This window comes from Flavobacterium sp. C4GT6 (assembly GCF_036347315.1).
In the GTDB taxonomy this organism is placed as follows: Bacteria; Bacteroidota; Bacteroidia; order Flavobacteriales; family Flavobacteriaceae; genus Flavobacterium.
Window position 1 is genome coordinate 10,857 of sequence record NZ_JAZGZU010000020.1, and the last position, 22,235, is coordinate 33,091.

At 35.6% G+C, this 22,235-nt stretch carries 11 protein-coding genes and 1 pseudogene; 3 read left to right on the plus strand and 9 right to left on the minus strand.

The window, feature by feature from the left end:
• Nucleotides 1-2: 2 nt before the first annotated feature.
• The 4 genes from V3Z67_RS16970 to V3Z67_RS16985 are packed head-to-tail and all read right to left on the minus strand — an operon-like array spanning nt 3 to nt 12,409.
• Nucleotides 3-5,687, minus strand: coding sequence for a choice-of-anchor J domain-containing protein (locus V3Z67_RS16970; protein WP_330444448.1), 5,685 nt, complete (start codon nt 5,685-5,687; stop codon nt 3-5).
• 20 nt (nt 5,688-5,707) lie between these two features.
• The gene (locus tag V3Z67_RS16975; RefSeq protein ID WP_330444449.1) at nt 5,708-11,338 is read right to left on the minus strand and encodes a hypothetical protein; all 5,631 of its coding nucleotides are present in this window, start codon (nt 11,336-11,338) and stop codon (nt 5,708-5,710) included.
• Nucleotides 11,335-11,934, minus strand: coding sequence for a hypothetical protein (locus V3Z67_RS16980; RefSeq protein ID WP_330444450.1), 600 nt, complete (start codon nt 11,932-11,934; stop codon nt 11,335-11,337). The genes V3Z67_RS16975 and V3Z67_RS16980 overlap by 4 nt, the downstream gene beginning before the upstream one ends.
• Complete coding sequence (locus V3Z67_RS16985; protein ID WP_330444451.1) at nt 11,918-12,409, minus strand: OmpH family outer membrane protein; 492 nt, start codon at nt 12,407-12,409, stop codon at nt 11,918-11,920. The genes V3Z67_RS16980 and V3Z67_RS16985 overlap by 17 nt, the downstream gene beginning before the upstream one ends.
• Before the next feature lie 956 nt (nt 12,410-13,365).
• On the opposite strand from V3Z67_RS16985, the gene V3Z67_RS16990 reads away from it, so the two are divergent.
• On the plus strand, nt 13,366-15,450 hold the full coding sequence (locus tag V3Z67_RS16990; RefSeq protein ID WP_330444452.1) for an Ig-like domain-containing protein: 2,085 nt from the start codon (nt 13,366-13,368) through the stop codon (nt 15,448-15,450).
• A gap of 90 nt (nt 15,451-15,540) precedes the next feature.
• Nucleotides 15,541-15,909 (plus strand): annotated as a pseudogene (locus V3Z67_RS16995) (hypothetical protein); the annotation flags it as partial.
• 103 nt (nt 15,910-16,012) lie between these two features.
• Here V3Z67_RS16995 and V3Z67_RS17000 read toward each other — a convergent pair.
• From V3Z67_RS17000 to V3Z67_RS17020, 5 genes are all read right to left on the minus strand, one after another.
• Entirely contained in the window at nt 16,013-16,852 is an 840-nt protein-coding gene (locus V3Z67_RS17000; RefSeq protein ID WP_330444453.1) for a DUF4249 domain-containing protein, read from the minus strand.
• Between the two features lie 3 nt (nt 16,853-16,855).
• On the minus strand, nt 16,856-19,471 hold the full coding sequence (locus V3Z67_RS17005; protein ID WP_330444454.1) for a TonB-dependent receptor: 2,616 nt from the start codon (nt 19,469-19,471) through the stop codon (nt 16,856-16,858).
• Nucleotides 19,472-19,571: 100 nt separating this feature from the next.
• Nucleotides 19,572-20,417 (minus strand): FecR family protein, encoded by an 846-nt coding sequence (locus V3Z67_RS17010; protein ID WP_330444455.1) that lies wholly within the window; start codon nt 20,415-20,417, stop codon nt 19,572-19,574.
• 7 nt (nt 20,418-20,424) lie between these two features.
• The gene (locus V3Z67_RS17015) at nt 20,425-20,634 is read right to left on the minus strand and encodes a hypothetical protein (RefSeq protein ID WP_330444456.1); all 210 of its coding nucleotides are present in this window, start codon (nt 20,632-20,634) and stop codon (nt 20,425-20,427) included.
• Nucleotides 20,635-20,677: 43 nt separating this feature from the next.
• Nucleotides 20,678-21,205, minus strand: a complete 528-nt coding sequence (locus V3Z67_RS17020; protein ID WP_330444457.1) for an RNA polymerase sigma factor — start codon at nt 21,203-21,205, stop codon at nt 20,678-20,680.
• 168 nt (nt 21,206-21,373) lie between these two features.
• Here V3Z67_RS17020 and V3Z67_RS17025 point away from each other — a divergent pair, with 168 nt between their 5' ends.
• Nucleotides 21,374-22,210: an SDR family NAD(P)-dependent oxidoreductase gene (locus V3Z67_RS17025; protein ID WP_330444458.1), complete on the plus strand. Its 837-nt coding sequence runs from the start codon at nt 21,374-21,376 to the stop codon at nt 22,208-22,210.
• Nucleotides 22,211-22,235 lie beyond the last annotated feature (25 nt).

Consider the following 22,235-nt stretch of genomic DNA (forward strand, 5'->3'; position numbering starts at 1 on the left):
GGTTAGTTGGTTGGTTGTATAACATTACCTGATCTTGATTCCTGAATAGTTTTAACTCCTTTTGAAGTTTCTTTTTTGATTCTCACTAAACCTCCTTCGTTATCATACTCATAATAGGTTGAATAGTTGTTATCATCAAGCTCTGCCATTAACCTGAATGTTTCAGGATCATAAACAAATGACTTCATACTTGCATTTAATGGATGTACACGTATATCATCAAAATATACCGGAATGTTTGGGCTTAAGTTAATTAGCTCAATCTTCATTACCTGAGCCAGTGCAGGTATTTCAAACTTAGCTGCAATACGCTGCCAGCCATCAATAATATCGCCTGTTGGCAGTAGCTCAATATTTGCTACTTCCTGTTCATCACCATCCTCAAAAATCAGCTTTAACACTCCTTTAGTATAGGTTTTAACCTGAATATTTTGTTCTTCTTTTACCCAGGCACTTATCCAGTATTTTCCTCCCGGTGCAGGCTGGAAGGTTTCACAGCTTTTACAATACTCAACTGTAAATATTCCACAACCAATATTTGCCGATGAAAGTTTTTCTGAGAAATAAGTTAATTCTTCAAGTCCGGTAAAATCTTCATATTCAAAATAAGAAGCAGAAATCAGACTTTCAGAACTGTCTATAGGATATTCAGCATCAGGCAACTCCATTAAAAACTTAAGAGAAGTTTTTAACATACCGGTCACATCACTAATACCAGTATCTGGGGTATTTCCATTAAAATCAAGTGAATTTTGATTTACATAATAACCTTCACCACCATAAACATATAAATGGGAATCAGGATCATTGGTAATACTGGTTACTGCATCTTTTAATCCTTCTACATTAGCTGTTTGCGAACCATCTGTAATTACAATTACGATTTCAGGTTTTAAGGCAAAAGCTGTCATTGCATGATTAAGTCCACTAGCCCAGTAATCAGAATCAGGACTAATACCCATTTCTAATCTTTGATCGGTGTAATTTGATCTGTAATTAGCAATCCAGTTTTTAAACAAAATCTTATTTTCTGCAGTTACCCTTCCGTAAACATGGTCAGTCCTTGTATTAACATCAGAGTCAGACATACCAACGAAAGAAATAGTCATATTACTTCCTTCCTGCTGATCTATAAAAGCATTTAATTGTCTTTTAATACTGGCAACCTCTTCTGCATCTATAGAAGATGATTCATCTATCACAAAAGATACATGTGATTCACATGGTTCTACTACCGGACAAAAATCAACATGCTTAACAGTATTTGTTGACTGATTACCGTTTGCATAGGTTACTATAATATTGGTATTCGACGCCGAAGACGAATAGTTATAAATATTAATATCACTTATAGCTCCAAAATCATTAATCACCACATCCGGCTGCGAATCATTTTGTGAGAATGAGAACGACAGCTGTTGTCCGTTAAAGGAAACATTATAAATTGCCGGGTTGGCATCTGTAAGGTATGGAGATAAAGCTGAAAGTTCAATACAAGTATATCCTTCAGGTATAATACCGTTAAGGTTTAATAAATGATTTAACAAGGCAGTGTATAAAAACTTAACGCTTGTTGAGTTTTCATTAACCTCAGTACACGCATTATCGCAGGAAGCAGCTATAGTAACCGTTTTATAAAAATACGATTTACATCCGTTTACATTAGTGACCTCAAGTTTAATAAGGTAATTACCTAAATTACTGTAAGTAATTGAAGGATTTGATGACTGGCTAACTAATATAGGGAAAGTTCCGTCGCTGTTATAAAAAGTCCAGTTGTAACTCTCAATATTACTCATACTTGAGAGCAATGAGAATGTTTGTGAAGTATTGATTACAGAACATGAGTCTCCCGTATTTTGCATTATATGCCCAAAAGCAAATCCGCCACAGTCATTATCATCACCTGTTTCAGGACAAAATTCAATACGATATACATCAGAGTGCGAAAATTCAGGACTATGTCCCGGCATATAGGTTCGAAAAGATCCTTCTGGACCACCTTCTCCACCAGGTACATATTCTTCAGGAAAAACAGTAATATCTGCTATATGAGCAAAATTGTAAATATTTACATCTGGAACTGTAACATCATCAGAAAAAGAGAATCTAAGATGACCATTTGTTACATCTACATTCCATATTTTAGGATTGTCTACAACAATAAATGGAGCCAGTTCATCAAGCTCATCACAGGTATATGGATTAGGCACCGTACCCCCATTACTATAAATATCAATAATATGATTTACCAAATTCAAATATGCTTCAGTAACAACCGCATACTCAGCATTGTCTGACCAACATGTATATTCTAAATCACCTTGTGCCAGTGATACTACCGTCATATAAATATGAAAAGTAGCAATACAGCCATCTCCATAAGTTACTACAAGATCAGCAGTAATTTCCCCAGGATTATTAACCGTTATAACTGGATTTGCTTCTGTACTTGTTCCTATAAACGAGTACTTGCTATTTGTATAAAACGTCCAGTTATACGATGTAATTGTTGTATTAGCCGTAACAAAACTAAATGAGACAGGGCCAACTAAAGCCAAATCATTACTAGGACTACTATTAACTATTATTTTGCCATCTAAATCAGGACATACTCTTGGACAAAAATCAATATGCTTTATTTTATTGCTATAAGCTTTTGTTCCGTTTAAATAAGTTATTGCTGGAGAGAAAGTTACACTGGCATCAGAAAAACTTAATAGATTAATATCGGTAATCTCTCCATTATCCTGAATAGCAACATCATAATCACCGGTATGATTAGCAAAAGAGAATTGTAAACCACCACCTACATAAGAAATATTGTAAACTTTTGCATTAGTATCTGTAATATATGGTGCTAATGCTGTCATTTCTGGACATGTATATGGTGTTGTAACAGTACCTCCATCTCTGTAAATATCCATTAAGTGATTAACTAGGTCCATAAATAGTTCCTTTACTTCGTTTGAAGCAGAGTTTACCTCGGTACAATAGTTACTGCAATTAGCCATAACTTCAAAGTTTTTTTCAAACTGGGTTTTACAACCATTGGTATCAGTAACTATAAGGCGTACTATATAACTATCCTCAGCAGCAAATGTAAAACTAGGATTAGCTTGTTGGCTTGTAGCCTGTACCTGATAACTATAATTATAAACTGCCCATGAGTATGATGCTATATTAGTAGCAGGTGTAACAAAAGAAAAGTTATGAGGTGTATTTACATTCATACATGACATTCCCGGATTTATCCTGATTCTTCCTGCCATAGGTTCACATTCCTTAATCATAGAAAGGTTTTCAGGACAGAAATTTACATGCCTAATATTATTTCTTATATTTTGATATTCTCCATTAGTGAACTTAAGCCCCGCAATTCCAACTGTAGTTGCAGCATTGTAAGAAACTAAATTTATATTGGACAGATAGGTATCTTCCGACATATAAAACAACATATCAGGATCTGAAGGGGAGTGATTGCTAAATGAAAAACTTAACATCCCTCCTGCATAAGTAAAATTATATATCTTAGGGTTAGCATCTGTTATATAAGGAGCCAATGCCGAAAGTTCTGCACAGGTATATGGGTTTACACTTGTATCTATCGAATCAGCAGCTCCTATTAAATGGTTAACAAGGGCCACAAAAGACTGTCTTACATATACTGAATACTGGTTAGTATCCATACACGATTCAGGATAAGACCTTGTACAAATGGTAAATGTCGTTTCGGCCGGATTTGAAGAAACCGAATATACTCTTATCTTATAGGTTTGTCCTGCAACAAGGTTTGTCGCAACACTATAATCAGTACTACTGCAATAAATCTGTGACATAGTGGCACAGTCTGCTCCTTCATATACTGCATGACTAAGGTTAGTATCTGTACCGTTTATATTGTTTATTTCTATTATCTGTTCTGAGCTTGTAGCTACAAACTGATACCAAACATCATCATCTTCCGCACCTGCACAGGTACTAGGCTCCGGAGAAGCTGTAGCTCCTGTAACTTTGCCTTTTACAGGGTAACAATCTCCATCGGCATTAGAACTTAAAACTGTAGCATTTGCACATTCGTCATTTACCGGAGGACATAAATCCAATGATAAATTTTTACTTAATAAAACACAGTTTTTGTTACTATTATTCTGAAGTACAATTCTAACATTTCCTGTAGCAGGGAACGAAACCGTTCCCGGAGCTGAAATTGTTTGTGTTGGAGCACCAACAAATCCGTTTTCGTTATAATATGTTGCTGTTACAGTACCCGATCCGTTGCCAAGGTTAGTGATGTTTGCAACTGCATTAAAAGTACCATTTACACAATCTCCCTGTATAGCAAAATTTGCAACAATATCAGATGAACAGTTATTTTTACTAACTATAAGAGAAAAACGACTGGTATAGTTACCCTTAGTAGCAACCACAATATAATATGTGTGGCCTGATAACACCTGTAAATTAGTAATTTCCTTATTTGGTGTTGACTCGTCAAAACCGGTAGCATAACAGTTAACACCAATATCATCACAACCATCATATACAAAAACAGCTGTTTGATTTACTGTTGAAGACATTTCTATATTAACGGTCCCGTTAGCCGTTGGCGAGTAGGAGAATATTTTATAATTACCGTTAAGGTACCCCCCTGATCCTGAACCACATCCAGATCCTGCAGCGGCTCCTAAACCATTAGCCGTGTAACTCTCATTTACCTTTATATAAGGTAGGGTTGTAGGTATTGCAATAGCTCCTCCACAACCTTCACCCGGACTAAGGGTACTGAAATAATAGGTTTGAGACCATGGACTGTAATTACCAGCCCCACAAACAGCTCTTACTTTATACTTATAATCTGTTGCTTCTGTAAAAGGTACCTGTGTAGTCCCTCCTGTAGGAGGATGACCTAGAGAGAATGTAAAAGTATATTCATTTTGAGATAATGATATTCCACTTCCTGTAAAAGGATCTGAATATTTCAAAATCTCTACCTCAAATTGTGATGGTTGGCCAATTACATCCCATGATAAGTCGGCCGAATTGGTTGTAATACCACTTGCCCCCAGATTAGTTGGTTCAAGACAACCTGAATTTACAGAAACATCATCTATTAACCACCGATCAACATTATCACCTTCTTTTAGAAATGCCAACCTTACATTTTGACCGGCTACTGAATTAGTAGGTATATTAACCGTAACCAGATTATATTCCTGCTGTGCAGGGTTAATTTGTAATTCAGACCAATTTGATAACAAGGTATAATTATTAATATCTGTAAGTGTTCCGTTTGCGCTAATAATCAACACCTTATACACCCCTCCCTGGTCTCCGTTCATTGTTAAACGTGAATAGAATTTTAACTGAGGATTATCCATTGAAGATATATCAATCGCAGGAGTTACTAACCAATCCTGAGCTATACTCCCTGTCGGTACATTGTCCTTACCTAAATAAGCCGCTGCATTTCCTGTTCTTGGCGGCTGGGCAGGGCTTCCTAAAGGGCTTCTCATCCAGGAATAATATAAGCCTATACCATTATCATAAACATGCCAGGTACCGGAACTTAATGCCCAGTCACCATTTGTAGCGTTATCCGGCGCTCCCTCAAATCCTTCTGATAACTGAGAGTACCCATTATAAGTAACTAATATTGCTAATAATAGCTGTATAATTTTTTTCATCTTACTATTATAATTTGGGATTAAGGGCATGGAACAATTCTTTTCTCTATTACTGCAGAGTTATTAGGTGATACCTTTAAACTCTTACGCCCTGAGTGAGCCTGCCCTGAAGAAACAGTTACTTTTTGTGGCCTGATAGTGTTTTTGAAACTAAAATGTGATCTTTCTGTACAGGATTCATCCTGGAAATCATAGTCTTCAAAACCATCATACCCTAATTCATTATATCTTGAATTTGCAGCAACGGCTGTAGGAAACCTAAAGTTATATCCGTATAATGCCGAAGAGTATCTGTTTAATGCATCTTTGTTTTCCACTTCAAAACCAAACGGGCTGTATTGCGAAACTTCAGAAGCATAAGTCCATTTACTCTTATTTGCTGTGTTAATATACCACGTCCTTTTGTTTGCAGCAGCGTAATAGCCATAGGTATAAAAAGGATCAAACCTGTTAAAGTACCCCGTATTTCTCAAATCGTTAGAATTGGTTGATGAATTCCTTCCCGTCAAATAAGCATAAGATACCTTAGGCCTCCAGTTACCCTTAACATTGTATTTATAAGGGTTATATGGATCATTTTCATAACTGTCTGTATAATCAAAAACCAATTTGTCTCCTTCAAACTTCATAGTTGGTAACATACACTCACACTGTGCAGCCCATGTATCACTATACTCTATAGCTGCTGCAGAAACTATTTTATAAGCAGAGCTTGTAGTAGAAGAGTAAATAGCTGGGAAAATAATGTTTCCTTTTAATGTTGTCCCGTTATATAAAGGATTAACCATTGAAGTAACCGAAGCCATTGAAGCCGTTTGCATATTCCTAAAGCCGGAACGTATAACTTTAAATGATCCTGTATCCAGCATATCACTGTTTACAAGTACTCCCTGCTCTGTTATAAGTGTAGCATTATATTCATCTATATCTGCTATATAAGCCTTAAACTCATCAGAATCGTCAGGCATTACCCAAATCTCATCTCCACTTGCCAGATAATCTGAGGCTTTATAGGCTGTCCCGGAACTTGCTAACTTATATTTACCGGTTGCACCGTAAACTCTTTTAAGGTTCCAGATAAGGCCTAAATTTTTAGCTGCCTGTCCCATTCCGTCATAAGCCCAGTAAGCAGGGAAGTTAAACGAATAGTACTTATCGTTAAAGCTATTAATGGTTTCGGTAAGTAATACTGCTCCCGTTTCAGCATCCCATGCTAAATTATTAGTATAAACAGTAGAACCGGCATCATAAGCCACCTGCTTTCTTAAAATACCCGAAGTATGTATAACCTTTGTTGTTACCGATGTTCTTAAATAGTTTTCATGTACAGATAATGAAGGTAGAGGAGTAGGAACTACAACCGTTAATATCGTAAATGGTAAAAATGCTGTATTGATATTAATACCTCCGTTAGTTGTTACTGATTTGTTTTCCCTAAAATCGTTAATAACGTCATAATCTACACCTACGAGATTTTGACTAATAATACCTTTTGAATCTACTGTTAGTATAACATTATTTAGCCTTCCCTGGTTATTATTATAATTTGTATTACCTAAATTAGAATCTTCCTCATAAATATAATCTACCCCGGAAATTGCAGAGGTTTGCCCTTCTGCATAAACTCTTTGAGCCTTCATTTTACCGTTCATATCATTGGTATGAACAACAAATCCCTGAGATAATGTCATATGATTTCTCACATATAGGTTAAGTATATTAGAAAGGTTACTTGACTTATCGTAATGAGAAAGCATATCAGTATAATCTACAATGGTAGGATAATCTTTACTGGTAAAGAATTCGGTAACTACCTTACCGGTTGCATGCCTTTTAACCTGTATTTCAGCATTATTATCATCAACATCGCTTCTCTGAATATTTTTAACTTCAACCCTACTGTAAGTAATTGTTGGCGAAGGGAAAAAACATTCTCCAAAAGGCATTTCTACATAATTGCTTTCTTTGGGGCCTAACGGAAGTTCACTCCTTTCCCTGTCAAAGAAAGGTTGAACAAAAGGATTTTCCTTATTACCCAGCGGTTCATAAGTTGCAACTCCTGATGAAGAACCATCTTCAAGATTATAGGTATATTCCTGTCCGTAATGTTGTTTATAATACTCATTATCTGTATTATTTGTCATTACATCCCACTGGTCATGCATTGTAACATCTTTTACCCTGCAGCCTCCACCATATTTTCTGTCATCCGGCTGCATTAAACGTATCCATGACTTTCCAGATACAAACTTACTTGCAATACGTCTATCTATTAATTGTCTATTAGGACTCTTAGCAATGTTTGCTATTTCACCAACAGAACCAATAATATTCATTACAACTTCCTCTAAATCATCGGTCCCTTGTCCTGTAATATCTCTATAAACGTATTTATTAAGGTATTTTCGACCGAAATTAATCCCTGCAATAGATATTGGATTAATTTTTTCATTAGGGTTAAATCCGTCTCCTTTATTAGCCAGTTTTATAGGTATAGCAAGAACTGGTGTACTTAAAGGTACCTGAGTAATACTTTTAGAAGTATCAATATCAAGATATCCCTCAACATAATCATACCTTTCATCATGTCCTGTACCCGGTTTTGCCATATTGAGTAAAAAACGAAAGAAAATTTTAGTATCCTTTAGCTTATCTATAAGTTTTTGATTAAAATCAGAACCATAATCTGAATTCAATTCTACATATAAATAATTTGTACTATTTGAACTACTGGTATATAAAACAGGGTTGGTTATTTGAGCTAACGAAGGATTACTTGTTGTCCCGGCACCAAGAACTTTAAACATTTGCATAACCTCTTTATCCTGTACATATTTGTACTCATCAGACTCATACTCCACATTCATCTTACCACCAGATGGCATGGTAATAGTTTTTAAATTCCATGCAGAAGTATATAAGTCGGCACTCGTTTTATCCTGCTCTACATAAGGGTATTCAGGATTTGTGAGTTTATCATTAATCCCACAACCGGAATTTTCGTCATTTGGTTTATAATTCCCCCAAACATCATAAGCCTTAATATCATATGACGGATTATACCCATAATCAAATGAGTATGGAGTATACATACCCATATTAGAATTTCTGTAAGTAAAATATACTTTTTTAAGAGTTAATTTACCTCCCTGATTATCTAATTCATTTGTTCCGGAAGGGTTTGCTCCAAAATTATTTTCAATACCAGGACATAAAGAGTAATCATAAACAAAATGCGCTACTTTAATTGGTGTAGCATTTTCCTGTAAAGCTTCATATTCAGGTTTAGAGTATAATGAAATCTTGTCCAGCTTGTACATTCTTGAAGATGTTGAAACCGATCCTCCTCCGTTTTCACCATCAACACCATATCCGTCCTTTCTTAAGGAGATATTAAAAATTGCAACGTGTGTTTTGGTTTCTATCTTTTTAATATATAAAAGCTCTTTTTCTCCATATAAATAGCTACCCTTATTATCAAAACCATCAGATCTAAGCCCTTCATTGTAACTAGCATGATTCTTTTTGTAAGGCATTCTCCATTTATAATTCGTATTGATTGTTTTAGAATCATCGTAAATAAACTTTGTATATGCGCCTAAATCATCATCTGTAGGTCCGTCATTAGTCAAATCAGAATAATCCGAAGACAGTACAGCAGTCAATAAATAAGAATGTGCAAATGGAGGTGTTGTTACACGGTTAAAATACTGATCACCAGACGCTTTATTATCTGATGTATTATGCCTACCCGGAGTATAAGGAACCAAGCCTGTTTGACAGTCCCCCTGATTACCACTAACATCAAATGTCACTTCTTTTTTAACAACATTATAAGCAGCCCTTCCATAAACATAGCGATCACCACCCTCTTTTGTAACTTGTATTTCACCGGTATGATGTTTATACTTCTGGTTGTATTTTACATGCTTACTAAACTCTGTAGCCAGTCCAAATTTTTCGGCTTCTTCGTTTGTTAATTTCTGAATAGCCTGATTTCTGTTAACTCTGCCATCTCTTTTTATTGCACTGGTAATAGGTACTACTGTAGAGTTACCTGCTTTTTTTACATATTGAGACTCAGTATTTCTTGAAAACTTTTTACCGGCAACACCTATTCTTACAGGGTCATACCCTCCAAGTTTAGTCATTAAAAGATTATCAAATTCCTGATCCACATGAAAACCTCCTATATTCTTGAAATATACTTTTTCATAATCAGGTTTGTTTCCCGTTGTTTTTTCATCAAAACGTGCTAATGTAGAATTCCCTTCTTCCCAAGCTTTAGTATGGCTATCTGTTGTAATAATATTCGTGTTAATGCCCCAGTGACTTCCTCCTCCAATACCAAATTCAACACCTAAACTTCCTCCTCCTGAACCATCTGTAACCTGGTTATCATAAACATAGCCTACCTGTCCTTTATATGGCCTGAACATCCCTGATATTCCCTGCCCCTGTATACTATACAAATCATAAGTATTATTAGTTACAGGTAATGAAGTGGTACTACTGCTTACTGTTCTTTCATTTTCCCTGTTAAAATCTAAAACATCACTTTTTGAAGCATTGTAGCTATTTTCAAAACCATAAGCTTTTTCTTTTTTATATTTTTCAGAATCACTATATCCTTGTGCTATTCTATACCCTGAAAATTTAACTCCTCCTTCAAAACCCCAAATCTCAGTCCCAATATTCATATTAAAGTTATAATTAGAGGAAGTCATCGCTACTCTTTTAGTTGGAGTAAATGATGCATCTGCAAAAGAAATTGCACCCCCACTTGAAAAGCTTCTAGAATCGTCAACAATTCCATTTTTAAAGAAAAGTTTAGTTCTAGCTAATGAAAAAGTAGTGCTTTCTAACCCCTTTCTACTATTAAGGGTTGTTCCTACACTTCCTTGTAAATTAACCTGTTCATTTAATGCTACCATACTCTTACTCATAAAACTAACATTTGGAGATGCACTAACCCCATCTGAAGCTGATGAAGTTATCCCTACATTCATACCTGTGTTTAACGCATTTGCCGTATCGCCTCCTAGGCCGATAGAACCACCAACACCTCCTGTTAAGGTAAAACCAAAACCATCGTAGTTATTAAAAGTAACTCCAAAACCTAAATTCACATTAACCTTTGGTGAAACGGTTGAGATGCTTACACCTTCTTCACCACCACCAGTTTCACCAGTTGCACTCCCTTTCTCCTCTTTTATTGCTAGTATAGTAGCATAAGCACCAAAATTAGCACCAACTGTTACATTAGGTTTCATGTTATTTTCATATATCATTTCATCACCATCAAAATCATCAGGCAAGCCTCTTACCTGTCTTGATATTTGTCCTACATTTAGATCCCAACCTAAACCTACCCATGAAGCTTCCTGATCCATTGAAGCTCCCGATCCATATGCAAGGTTTAAAGGATATCCGCCAACATCCATAATAGGGATATTGTAATTAAAATCACCACTTGAGAGGTTTACCATATCGGAAGTACCAATGGGTGTAAAAGAACTAAACTCAGGTTGAGCAGGACCACCCGTAAGCGCATAAGCTTGTATAGGGGCTGCAACCTGAAGTACAATCATCATAGCCAAATAACAGGCTATGACTTTAGAGGTTTTACTGGTTCTGATTTTTTGAATCATAATATTACTTTAGTAAGGTTTTCTTGTAGTTTAAATTTCATGGTACCTTTATTATAAAGGCGATCGTTATATATTAACTGTATTTCATCGTCAGGTTCAATACCCGAGAAAAACAGTAATACTCTTTTGTAAGGTGTTAGTTTAAAACTTCTTTCAAATAAAGTTCCGGCACACTTTATAGTGTCTTGTTTTGAGGTTACAACATAAAAATCGTTTTCAATTGAAAAAGACATGTATTTAACCCCGTCTTCATAAGTTCTTCCTGTAAATTCTTCTTTTAAAAGATCCTGCTCTTCATCCTGTAAAAATTCGAACTCCAATATTCTTTCTTTACTGTTTACATTTTCTATTGAATCTACACTGGTAAGATTATCTGCTCCCTTCTCTTTAAGTATATAATAGGCTAATGGAACTTCGGTAGCTGTAAAATAAATATCATCTACTTGTTGGGTGTTCTTTTTTGATTTCCACCCTGACTTCTCCAAACTGAAATATTTATATGCCAAATCAGACTCATCACATGAGTCTGCTGTAATTTGCTTTTTACAACTAACAAGTAAAAAGAGCATTAATAAAAAACTAATTCCCGCCTTCATATTTTTTATTTATGTAGTCTATAAATTCTTTTGTAACATCTAAAGAGTTATCACCATATAGAATATTAACATTAGGCTGGCTTGCTAATATTAATTCATAACCATTGGCATCGGCAAAGTCTTTTGCATATGACGAAATACGGCTCCTTATTTTTTCTGACTCTACATTTACGAATTCCTGCTGAAAAGCCTCAAGCTGTTTTTTCTCCTCAATAAAAATCATGGTAAGTTTTTCTTTATCCGGAGTATCTGGCATATTTAACAAGTAATAAAGACTATCAACTTTATTAGCCCTGTCTCTTAATTCTTTTTCTCCTGCCTTTTTCATTTCCTTCATCATATTAAAACTTTCAAATACAGTAGAGCTCTGAACATAAACCAAACTATTTTTAGAAATTTTAAAGCAGAAAAGAATTACAGTTAAAAAAACTATTACACCAATAAGAACTCCATAAGCAACTCTGTCCTTTTTCATCTTCAGTAAATTATAACATGAATTTTATTGTTAAAAAAAGTAAAAATAAAATTAGTCAAGGCTACTTTAATATTAAAAAATGTTAAATTTTAATATAATTTTATACTATTTTTCAATCAAAACTTAAATATTAACACAAAAAACAGATAATTATTTAAAAAACAATTGCTAATCTTTATTTGTTAACTACTTATTAAAGTCAATAATGATCTAACAAGCGATTTGAATTTTAACAAATTGAGGTTTTTATTAAAATTGATAATACTCTTAAATTGCAGTTTTAGGTTAGTGTAATGAAAAATCCAATAATTACATATACAGAATTAATTCAAAATCTTTTTTTTTAAAATTTCAGTATGAAAATCATTATTATAAGAAGATAAGCCTGTAGTTATTAAATATCTGATCCTATATATTTATAGTTGTCAACTACATAATCACAGCAAAATAAGTTATGGAAGTCATAATAAGTATCTATAATGAATTTGAAGAAGAAAGTACCCTAACTTTAATTTTTGATTAAATATAAAACTCCCCAGCTGAATTAGACCATAATGATTATCGCTTTTTGAATCCAAGTACAGATTCTATTAATACAAAATAAAAGTCAGCAATACCTTTTAATACTATCATCACTTCATTTAAAATATAGCTAAATATTAGGTATTAAGTTATCATCTGTAAAAAGTGTTTTGTATTAAAAACAATAAATAACAGTAGTAATTAACTTTTCTTCATTAATATTTAAGATTTTAAACACCTAAAATAATTTAGAAGAGCTTTATTTTTTCTTGATTATAACATTCCCCCACAAAACATAAAAAATTAACTTCCAAATAATTAACTAAACGAAACCGTTATAGTATTTTTGATTTTAAACTTACCTTTTTTAATTTTTTAAGCAAACACATAGCTTAGTTAAACACTTAATTAAGAGAAACTTAAAAATTTAAAATATGAATAACCAACTACCCACCACTACTTTTAAAAGAAAGAGAAATTACTTTATTATTGTTATTTTTTTCTTACTCTTATACTCCGGTTTATATGCACAACGCGGATATTATGATGCTCCTTATAAAAGATATGAAGCCAAACTGGGGCAATTATCTAATGGTGCTTCAGTAACCTCAAAATCATACGCCCAATCTGACCTGCAATCGGAAGCATCAAATCAACAATGTGTAAATATGTCGGCTTCAAATGCTACTATACAATGGAATTTAACCGAGGCTGCCGACGGACTTGTAATAAGATATAGTGTGCGCGACGGACAAACAGTTACTATGGGTGTTTATAACGGAAACACAAATGTTACAACACTAACCCTTACCTCCACATGGTCGTGGGAATATCTTTGGAGTAACGGGAATCCTAATAATAACGGAATAACAAATCAAAATCCACGAATGCGCTTTGATGAAGTGCGCTATAAGTTCCCAAACAAAATACCTGTAGGAGGTACTTTAAAACTGGTAAGGGAGCCAGGAAACATCCATTTGGATTTTGCTGAGATGGAACCTGTTCCGGCTGCTGTAACTGCGCCGACAGGTGCTGTAACCTATACCGGAAACGGAAGCAACCTTCAGTCATTTATTGACCAAAACGGCGGGAGTAAAATATACATTCCAAGTGGCGTTTATAATGTAAGTACAGAATTGTATTTTGGCGTATCAAACACTTCTTTAGTTGGTGCCGGTATGTGGTATACCCAAATCAATTTTACTACTACCAGTACTGGCAATGGCGGGTTAAGGGCTAATGCCAGTAATATTTCATTTTCTGATCTTTACTTAACCACAAATTCAACTTCCAGAAGTAATTCTTACAAAGCTATTAATGGTGTGTTCACCTCTGGTTCAACTGTAAAAAATATATGGGCAGAACATTTTCAATGTGGCGCGTGGATAGCACAGTACAATGTAGGAATCCCTGCAATTGCCGATGGAATTAACCTATGTAAAGAGACTGCAAATTCAGTAGTAGAACATTGTAGTTTTAGAAACAACGGAGACGATGACCAGGCAATGTGGTCTGCTAACGGACAGGAGTGTATAAATAATACGTTTAGATATAATACTTCCGAAAACTGTTGGCGTGCAAGCGGTGTTGCTATTTATGGTGGTAAAGACAACAAGGCGTACAACTTAATTATTAAAGATAATCTTGAAGCAGGTATTCGTGTAAGCAATAATTTTGACGGAGCTCCTTTCAATAACAACGGAACTCATGAAATACATGATATTACTATAACAACATGCGGTACCTTTAACGATACTTATAATAATCCGGTAGATGCAATAGATATTTTTAGTGCCAGTAATGCAGGGACTCAGGTTAAAAATGTTAACATGTATAATATTGATATTTTAGATTCCAGAAACGATGCTATTTCAATAAGTAAACGATCTGGAGATGGTATTTACAATCTTAACTTCAATAATATAACGGTTAACGGTACAGGTAAAGAGTTCCCAAACAAAAATGCACTTAACAGGGATTGGGGAAGAGGTTATTGTGTGCTTATTGCCAGTGCTCCAAACGGTAATGCTACTTATTGTAACATAGATTATTCTAACAGGGGTGGTAATGCTACTATCGATGAAAACACCAGTGGAAGCGGTTCATTTTCATGGACACAAAGTACTAACTGTTCGGGCGGACAAAATGTTGCTGTTACGGGTGTAACTCTATCTCCTGCCACAGCTACTTTAAGTGTTGGAGAGACTTTACAGTTAACTGCTATAGTCGCTCCTTCAAATGCTACCAATAAATCTGTCACATATGCTTCGAATAATACCGCAGTAGCAACAGTCAATGCTAACGGTGTTGTAACAGCAGTTTCGGGCGGAACAGCAACCATAACGATAAAAACTACAGACGGTAACAAAACGGCTACATCAGCCATTACGGTTACTACATCTAGCGGTAACTACTACACTATTAAAAACAAATGGACCAATAATTACCTGTATGATACAGGTGCTAATGTAGGATATGGTCCAACTATTGCCAATAATAACTACAAATGGGAAAAATAGCTATTGATGGTACTTATTATATACTGCAAAATGTTGGCACCGGAGATATGATACATATTGAAAACTTAACCGGAACGGTACAATGTACAGCACCCCGGACTGGGAGGATTAGACGTATTTGTAGGCAAGTTAGATGAAAACGGCGTTCATAATATCCAGAATGTTGGAGCCGATATCAATTCGCCCATGGATGACTTCGCTTATATAATTGATACAAAATCCAGAAGAGGCTTTTTTACTTCAAACAACGGGGATTCCAGAAACGACAATATTTATAAATTTCTTGAAATCAGAAAATTAGAATGTATACAGGAACTATATGGTGTTGATGCAAGCAGATTAACTGGTAGAGGGTATGGGGAAACCCAGCTGGTTAATGAGTGTGCCGACGGTATAGATTGTACCGAAGAGCAACACCAGATGAACAGGCGTAGTGAGTTTATCATTTCAAACCTATAACCGGAGTGACAGGCTATTCATAATTTCCTTAATTATGCGAAAAGCCGGTTAACAAGTTGTTAGCCGGCTTTTTAATTAAACAATTATTACAACATTACCAATTTTATTCAATAGTATACGAGCGGTAGTTTGCTTCACATAGCCTGAAATAGCCTAAGGCATGACTGCCCGCAGTAGTTTGATTAACCATATTCCCCCTAATATTTGCAGGCGGGGTTGCAAAAGGATTTGAGGAGTTAGACTCTAAAATCAGGTTCATGTAGTTATAAAACTGTTCTGAAATTCCTCTAACTGTAATTTCAACAATACTGCCTACTTCCAGATTTTCGTCTGAGAAATCATTTTTAATTTCCTGTCCCTCCTTATACTCGTCGTCAGAGAGTTCTAAATCAGGATAAATTAAAACATCGGTCACAAAATCTGTAAGGTAGAAATTAAGTTCCTCAAGGGGATCATCAAAAAATACTGAAACTTCATATTCATCCTCAAAGAACTCGTTAATTAACCTTTGCTCTACCCTGTTTATTTCAGGTACAGGTATTAGGGTTTCAGTCGCTTTAAAGGTTTCTTCCTCAACAGTTACTGTAAGGGTATAGCTTCCGTTTAGCTGTGGGATAAAGTTATTACACTCATAAGTGCCGGGTTCATCTCCTTCGTTAAACATAAACAGGTTCCCTTCATTGTCTTCAATATATACCTGAGCGCCGGATACTTTTGGGGGCGTTGGATTATAGTAGTCGGTCATCCGGCTTATTTTTATGGTTTGATCATTACCTTGAGTTCCTTTTATCCATAATATTTCGGCATCAATTACCAGTTTTGCTTCTCCTGTATTCAAATCAACATTAACCACCTCTTCACAGGCACAAAAAGCCAGTAATAGTAAAAGGCTTAATAATGTCATTCCTACTTTCTTATAATTATTCATTATTCTCTTTTTCATAGCTTAAAATTTAAAGTTGTAAGACACACTTGGTATAAACCCAAAAACTGAAAGTCGCCTCGCCTCATTCAATCCTGTATCATCATTGGTTGTAAACTGCATGGAAGCAGCATTTTGCCTGTTATACAAATTGTAAATACTAAATACCCAGTAGCTTTGCCATCCTTTTTTCTTATATGGCTTTGGCGTATAAGTAGCTGCAATATCCAAGTGATGGTAAGCCGGCAGCCTATTTGCATTTCTTTCAGAATAGTTAGGGATATTAATTCCGTTAAACTGATAATACCCATCAGGATATGTTACCGGCTTCCCCGATTGAAGGGAAAAATTTGCACTAAACGACCATTTTTGGTTTAGCTCATAGTTACCTGTAATATTCAGATTATGCAGCTTATCATAAGGCGATAAATACCAGTCTCCATTTGCAATACCCGGTTCACCGGGATTCTGCCCTATTGTTTTTTGTTCTGCCCTCGAAATGGTGTAGGCTACCCATCCTGTTAATCTCCCTGTATTTTTTCTTACCAAAACCTCAAGTCCGTATGACCTTGCCTTACCGTTAAGTATTTCCTGTTCTAAATTATTGTTCCCCAGCAAATCGGCACCGTCAACATAATCAATTCGGTTTTTTATTTTTTTATAGAAAGCTTCGGTTTCAAGTGAATAGGTTTTGTTCTTAAAATTCCTGAAGTAACCTACAGCAAACTGATCCAGTATTTGTGGTTTGATAAAAGGTCCGCTTGGCGTCCATATATTCATAGGCAGTGGCGACTGACTGTTAGTTAGTATATGTAAATACTGTGCCATTCGGTTATAACTCGCTTTTACAGATGCATCGTCATTAAACGCGAATGAGAGTGCTGCCCGTGGTTCAAAATTGTCAAAGCCTGATATTTTTTTTCCTTTACTGTAAAACGTAGATCCTGCAACCGTACCATGTTCATAAATATCAAAAACAGGATTATATACTACTGGCCGGTCATTTTCATAAATATTTATCTCCTGTGCCCCAAACCTGTAGAACATACTATAGCGTAAACCGTAACGTAAATTAATTTTATCAGATATCTTCTGTTCAATATCAAGATATGCAGAAGGCTCAAGAGCATATTTCTTATCTAACTGCTGATAATTAAAGCTTGAACTTTCATTATCGGGCGCTAATGTACCGGGATTAAAATCATAATAGGTTGTGGCAATTCCGTAATTAAGGGTAAAGGTATCCGACAGGTAATGCTGCCAGTCGTACTTAAACCCATAGCTTTTTATGGAACTGTCCCAGGTAAAGTTTTCAGAATTTATTGTCAGATTAAACTTGTAATCACTGTAAAATACCGACAGGTTAGTAGCTAAATCCTGAGAAAAGGTATGCTTCCAGTTTAAGTTCCCCATAGTATTACCATATATACTGGAAAAGCTGTCTCCTATATCAAAAATATCGTTACCAAGATATCCTGAAAACTGTAAGCTGTTATTTTCGTTTAAATCAAAATTAAGGCGTGTATTAATATCATAAAACATAGCTGAATTTTTATTGTCTGCCAGTTTTAAAAACAAATGCGCATAAGACGATCTGCCCGCTACCATAAACGAACTCTTCCCTTTTTGTATTGGTCCTTTTACCGTTAGTCTGCTGGATATTAAACCTATCCCTCCATTAACACCCAAGCTGTCTAAACTTCCTGTTTGCTGTTTTACATCGAGTACCGATGACACACGTCCGCCATATTTTGAAGGTATACCTCCTTTATACAAATCCAGACTGTTCACAGCATCGGCATTAAAAACAGAGAAGAAACCAAACATGTGTGAATCGCTGTAAATAGGAGCTCCGTCTAATAGGATAAGATTTTGATCGGCAGCCCCTCCTCTTACATTAAAACCAGAAGAAGCCTCTCCCGCATTTGTTACACCGGGAAGGGTTAGCAATGCCTTTAACGGATCGGGCTCTCCCATAGCTACAGGAATTTGTTTAATCTCTTCAGCCGAAAGGCTGTTCATACTCATTTGAGGCTTTTTGATATCTACAGCTTTATTATTCTGGTTAATTACCACTTCATTAAGGGTTTGAGTATCTACCTCCATACTAAAGTTTAGATGGGTATTTTTTGACAGTGACACCTGTCGCTCCCTGTTTTTAAATCCCAAAAAAGCGATAACTACGGTATAATTACCTGAGGGCAGGCTTAGTGAGAAATTTCCGTTTTCATCGGCTGAGGTATATATACCTAATCCCTTTACCTCAATACTTGCTCCTATTAACGGCTGTTGGTTATCGTCTAGAACAGTTCCCGATAGTGTATGTTCCTGCTTTTTCTTACTGCTTCCCGTTTGCTTTACAGTTATATTATTCCCTATCAGTGAAAAATGAAAAGGCAGTTCGTTATTAAGTTGTTCCAGTAGTTGTTTAACTTCTATAGTATCATATTTAAAACTTCTTTTAAAGTACTTGTTACCGGTATCTATTTTCTCGGTGAAAGCAAATTTATAATCGGTTTGATTTTCAATTTGTTTAAACAGTTCATCGAGAGTTGAATCGGGCGATATACTTATAGAAATGTGTTGTGAGTATAAGTTAAAACTGAGCATTAAAAAGCATGATGCAAGTATATGCTTCATAAAATTTTGTATTTTTGAAATTAGATTAAAATGGATTGTAAGGTCTGTTTTGATACCAGAAAGGATGTTTAGTTTCGCGGCTATGGCATCCTTTTCTATTTTATCTTGATTTAAAGGTCACTTTCTTTATTTCTTCATTTATTTGCGGAGTTAGGTTATACATTTCGGCCAAAATATGTATTACATCGGTTAAATTTTCTTTCTCGTTTAATCGCAGGGTTACCTGCATATTGATATAGCTTTTAGGCATAATTACCTCATAGCCATAAGTATCTCTTATATATTTTAAAACCGATTTTAACGGTACATTATCAAAATCTTTAAATCGGTTAAAAGCCTCTACAGTCACATCCTGTTCGTTGTATAAAAACTCCTCTCCCGGAGAAAGCAACCAGTTATGAGAATTGCCTTTTACCGTCATTTGTACACTTCCCTCGTATAACTTTACCGATACCGAATCTTCTTCTCCTTCGGTAACAGTAAAACAGGTGCCTAAAACCGTTGTAGTGGTCTCACCACAAAACACCCTAAAAGGATGCTCTTTATCCTTGTGTACCTTAAAAAATGCTGTACCCTTAAGGTTTATTTTTCTGTTGTCTGCAAAATCATTGGTATACTCCAGTTTTGCATTTGGCTGTAATTCCACTACAGTACTGTCGGGAAGATTAATAAGCTTCACTTTTGTAGTAGGGTTTTCAACTATGGTATAGGCCATATCCCTCTCCCCTCCAAAAGAATTATCAGACAATAAGACTCCACTCAGGGAAAGAAAAACTAATAATATTGCCGCTGCAGCATAGTGCCATGGCCTTATCTTTCTTGGTTTTTTCTCAAATACCTTTGCTGAGAAGTCATTCCATGAAGCCTCTTTCTTCTCATCAGGCTGTTGAGCAGCTTCATCTTCCCAAACTTTTTTCAGTTTCTTATCAATATCTTTATCTTCCATGGTAGTGTTATAATTTTTGACAATGAAAACCCTGCTTTACAAACAGAGAGCATACCACCTCAGAAACTTCCCTGTTGGTATGCACGCGCAGTATGCGGTTGCTGTCCTGCAAATCAAAACTTATAGGGCAATCAGAAATACAATGCTGCAACAGTCTTAAAAGGTAATTTGCCTGCTCTTGTGTTTCTACATTGGTTTTAAAAATCTCGAGGTTCATTTGCTTGTCATTTATCCTATAACAAACGGGAAACAAAAAGTTCCTAAGCCTCGGCGATTTTTTTTTGAATAAATTTATTAGCGAGGTAAATGTGATTGGCTATTGTTTTCTCGGAAAGCCTTGTCATCTCTGCTATTTCCTGGTACGAATAGTTATCCAGCTTGTGTAGTGTAAATATTTTTTTTTGCTGTTCCGGTAGCTGCTCCAGTAAGTATTGAAGCTGTTTTCTCCTGTCCTCCATTAAAAGTAGGTCGGTATCTTCACCGTCGGCTTCCATTTTAAGTTTTACAGGATCCAGTGGAATAACCTTATTTTCCCTGTTAAGGTGATTGAGAATTATATTTTTACAAATAACAAACAATTGCTTGTCAAAAAGAACATCTTCTTTTAACAGCTCTCTTTTGGTATAAAGCTGTACAAAAGTTTCCTGCACGAAATCATCGGGGGTTAGAAATTTAAATTCAAACCTCCTCGCTACCTGTATAAGTTTATCATAGTGCTTAAAATAAACTTCCTTAAAGGTTTTTTGATTTCCTTTTTTAAGACTCTTTATGAGTTTACTGTTATCCATAAAATAATATATGCGGAAAGCAATTGCTAAAAATAACTCAATAATAAGAATTATAGTATAAAAGATGCTATAAAACTTTTTTTGGCTACAACTATCCTAAATTAGGCTACAATAGCCCTCATCCATTTACTGACCTTTGTATCATTATTAATTCAAAATTAAAAGATTATGACAACTCATAAGGAAAACAAGATATGGTTTATTACAGGTACATCCAGAGGTTTCGGCCGTGTTTGGACCGAAGCCGCACTGCAACGTGGTGATAAAGTAGCAGCTACAGCACGAAACCTGGAGAGTATAGCTAACTTTAAAGAAAAGTATGGTGATAATGTACTGATTTTACAGCTTGATGTAACCAAACCCGAACAGGTGAAAACAGCTTTAGAACAGGCTTATAATCATTTTGGAAAACTGGATATTGTGCTCAATAATGCAGGCTATTCACTTATAGGGACTATTGAGGAAGCCAACCCCGATGAGATACGCCTGTTGTATGAAACCAATGTTATAGGTCCTGTTACAGTTATACAGGCTGCCCTGCCGTTATTACGTAAACAGGGTTACGGGCACATACTGGGAACATCAAGTAATTTGGGACATATTAGTTATCCGGTTATAGGATATTACTGCTCGTCAAAATGGGCTTTTGAATCCATACATGAAAGTCTTGCTGCCGAAGTAAGTCAGTTTAACATTAAAGTAACCATTATAGAACCGGGTGCTTATGCTACAGAATTCGGCAGTCAGGAATCATTAAAATTCTCTGCCGGTATGGAAGAATACGACGACTTTAAAAACCAGTTTATAGGCGGACTTAGAAACCTGGAAAGAGGTAACCCCGATGCTACTCCAAATGCATTGTTTAAAGTAGTAGACAACGAGAACCCTCCGTTACGCTTTTTCCTTGGTGACCAGGGACTACCATCGGTACGTGAAGCTTATAACAACAGGCTCGCGGTATGGGAAGAATGGGAAACCATATCAAACTCGGCGCAAGGAAATTAAGAATGCTCCCTTAAAGAGGTAAAAC

Coding starts and splice junctions, on each gene's coding strand:
- V3Z67_RS16970 (WP_330444448.1), bottom strand. CDS start 5,687: ATGAAAAAAATTATACAGCTATTATTAGCAATATTAGTTACTTATAAT.
- V3Z67_RS16975 (WP_330444449.1), bottom strand. CDS start 11,338: ATGATTCAAAAAATCAGAACCAGTAAAACCTCTAAAGTCATAGCCTGT.
- V3Z67_RS16980 (WP_330444450.1), bottom strand. CDS start 11,934: ATGAAGGCGGGAATTAGTTTTTTATTAATGCTCTTTTTACTTGTTAGT.
- V3Z67_RS16985 (WP_330444451.1), bottom strand. CDS start 12,409: ATGAAAAAGGACAGAGTTGCTTATGGAGTTCTTATTGGTGTAATAGTT.
- V3Z67_RS16990 (WP_330444452.1), top strand. CDS start 13,366: ATGAATAACCAACTACCCACCACTACTTTTAAAAGAAAGAGAAATTAC.
- V3Z67_RS17000 (WP_330444453.1), bottom strand. CDS start 16,852: ATGAAAAAGAGAATAATGAATAATTATAAGAAAGTAGGAATGACATTA.
- V3Z67_RS17005 (WP_330444454.1), bottom strand. CDS start 19,471: ATGAAGCATATACTTGCATCATGCTTTTTAATGCTCAGTTTTAACTTA.
- V3Z67_RS17010 (WP_330444455.1), bottom strand. CDS start 20,417: ATGGAAGATAAAGATATTGATAAGAAACTGAAAAAAGTTTGGGAAGAT.
- V3Z67_RS17015 (WP_330444456.1), bottom strand. CDS start 20,634: ATGAACCTCGAGATTTTTAAAACCAATGTAGAAACACAAGAGCAGGCA.
- V3Z67_RS17020 (WP_330444457.1), bottom strand. CDS start 21,205: ATGGATAACAGTAAACTCATAAAGAGTCTTAAAAAAGGAAATCAAAAA.
- V3Z67_RS17025 (WP_330444458.1), top strand. CDS start 21,374: ATGACAACTCATAAGGAAAACAAGATATGGTTTATTACAGGTACATCC.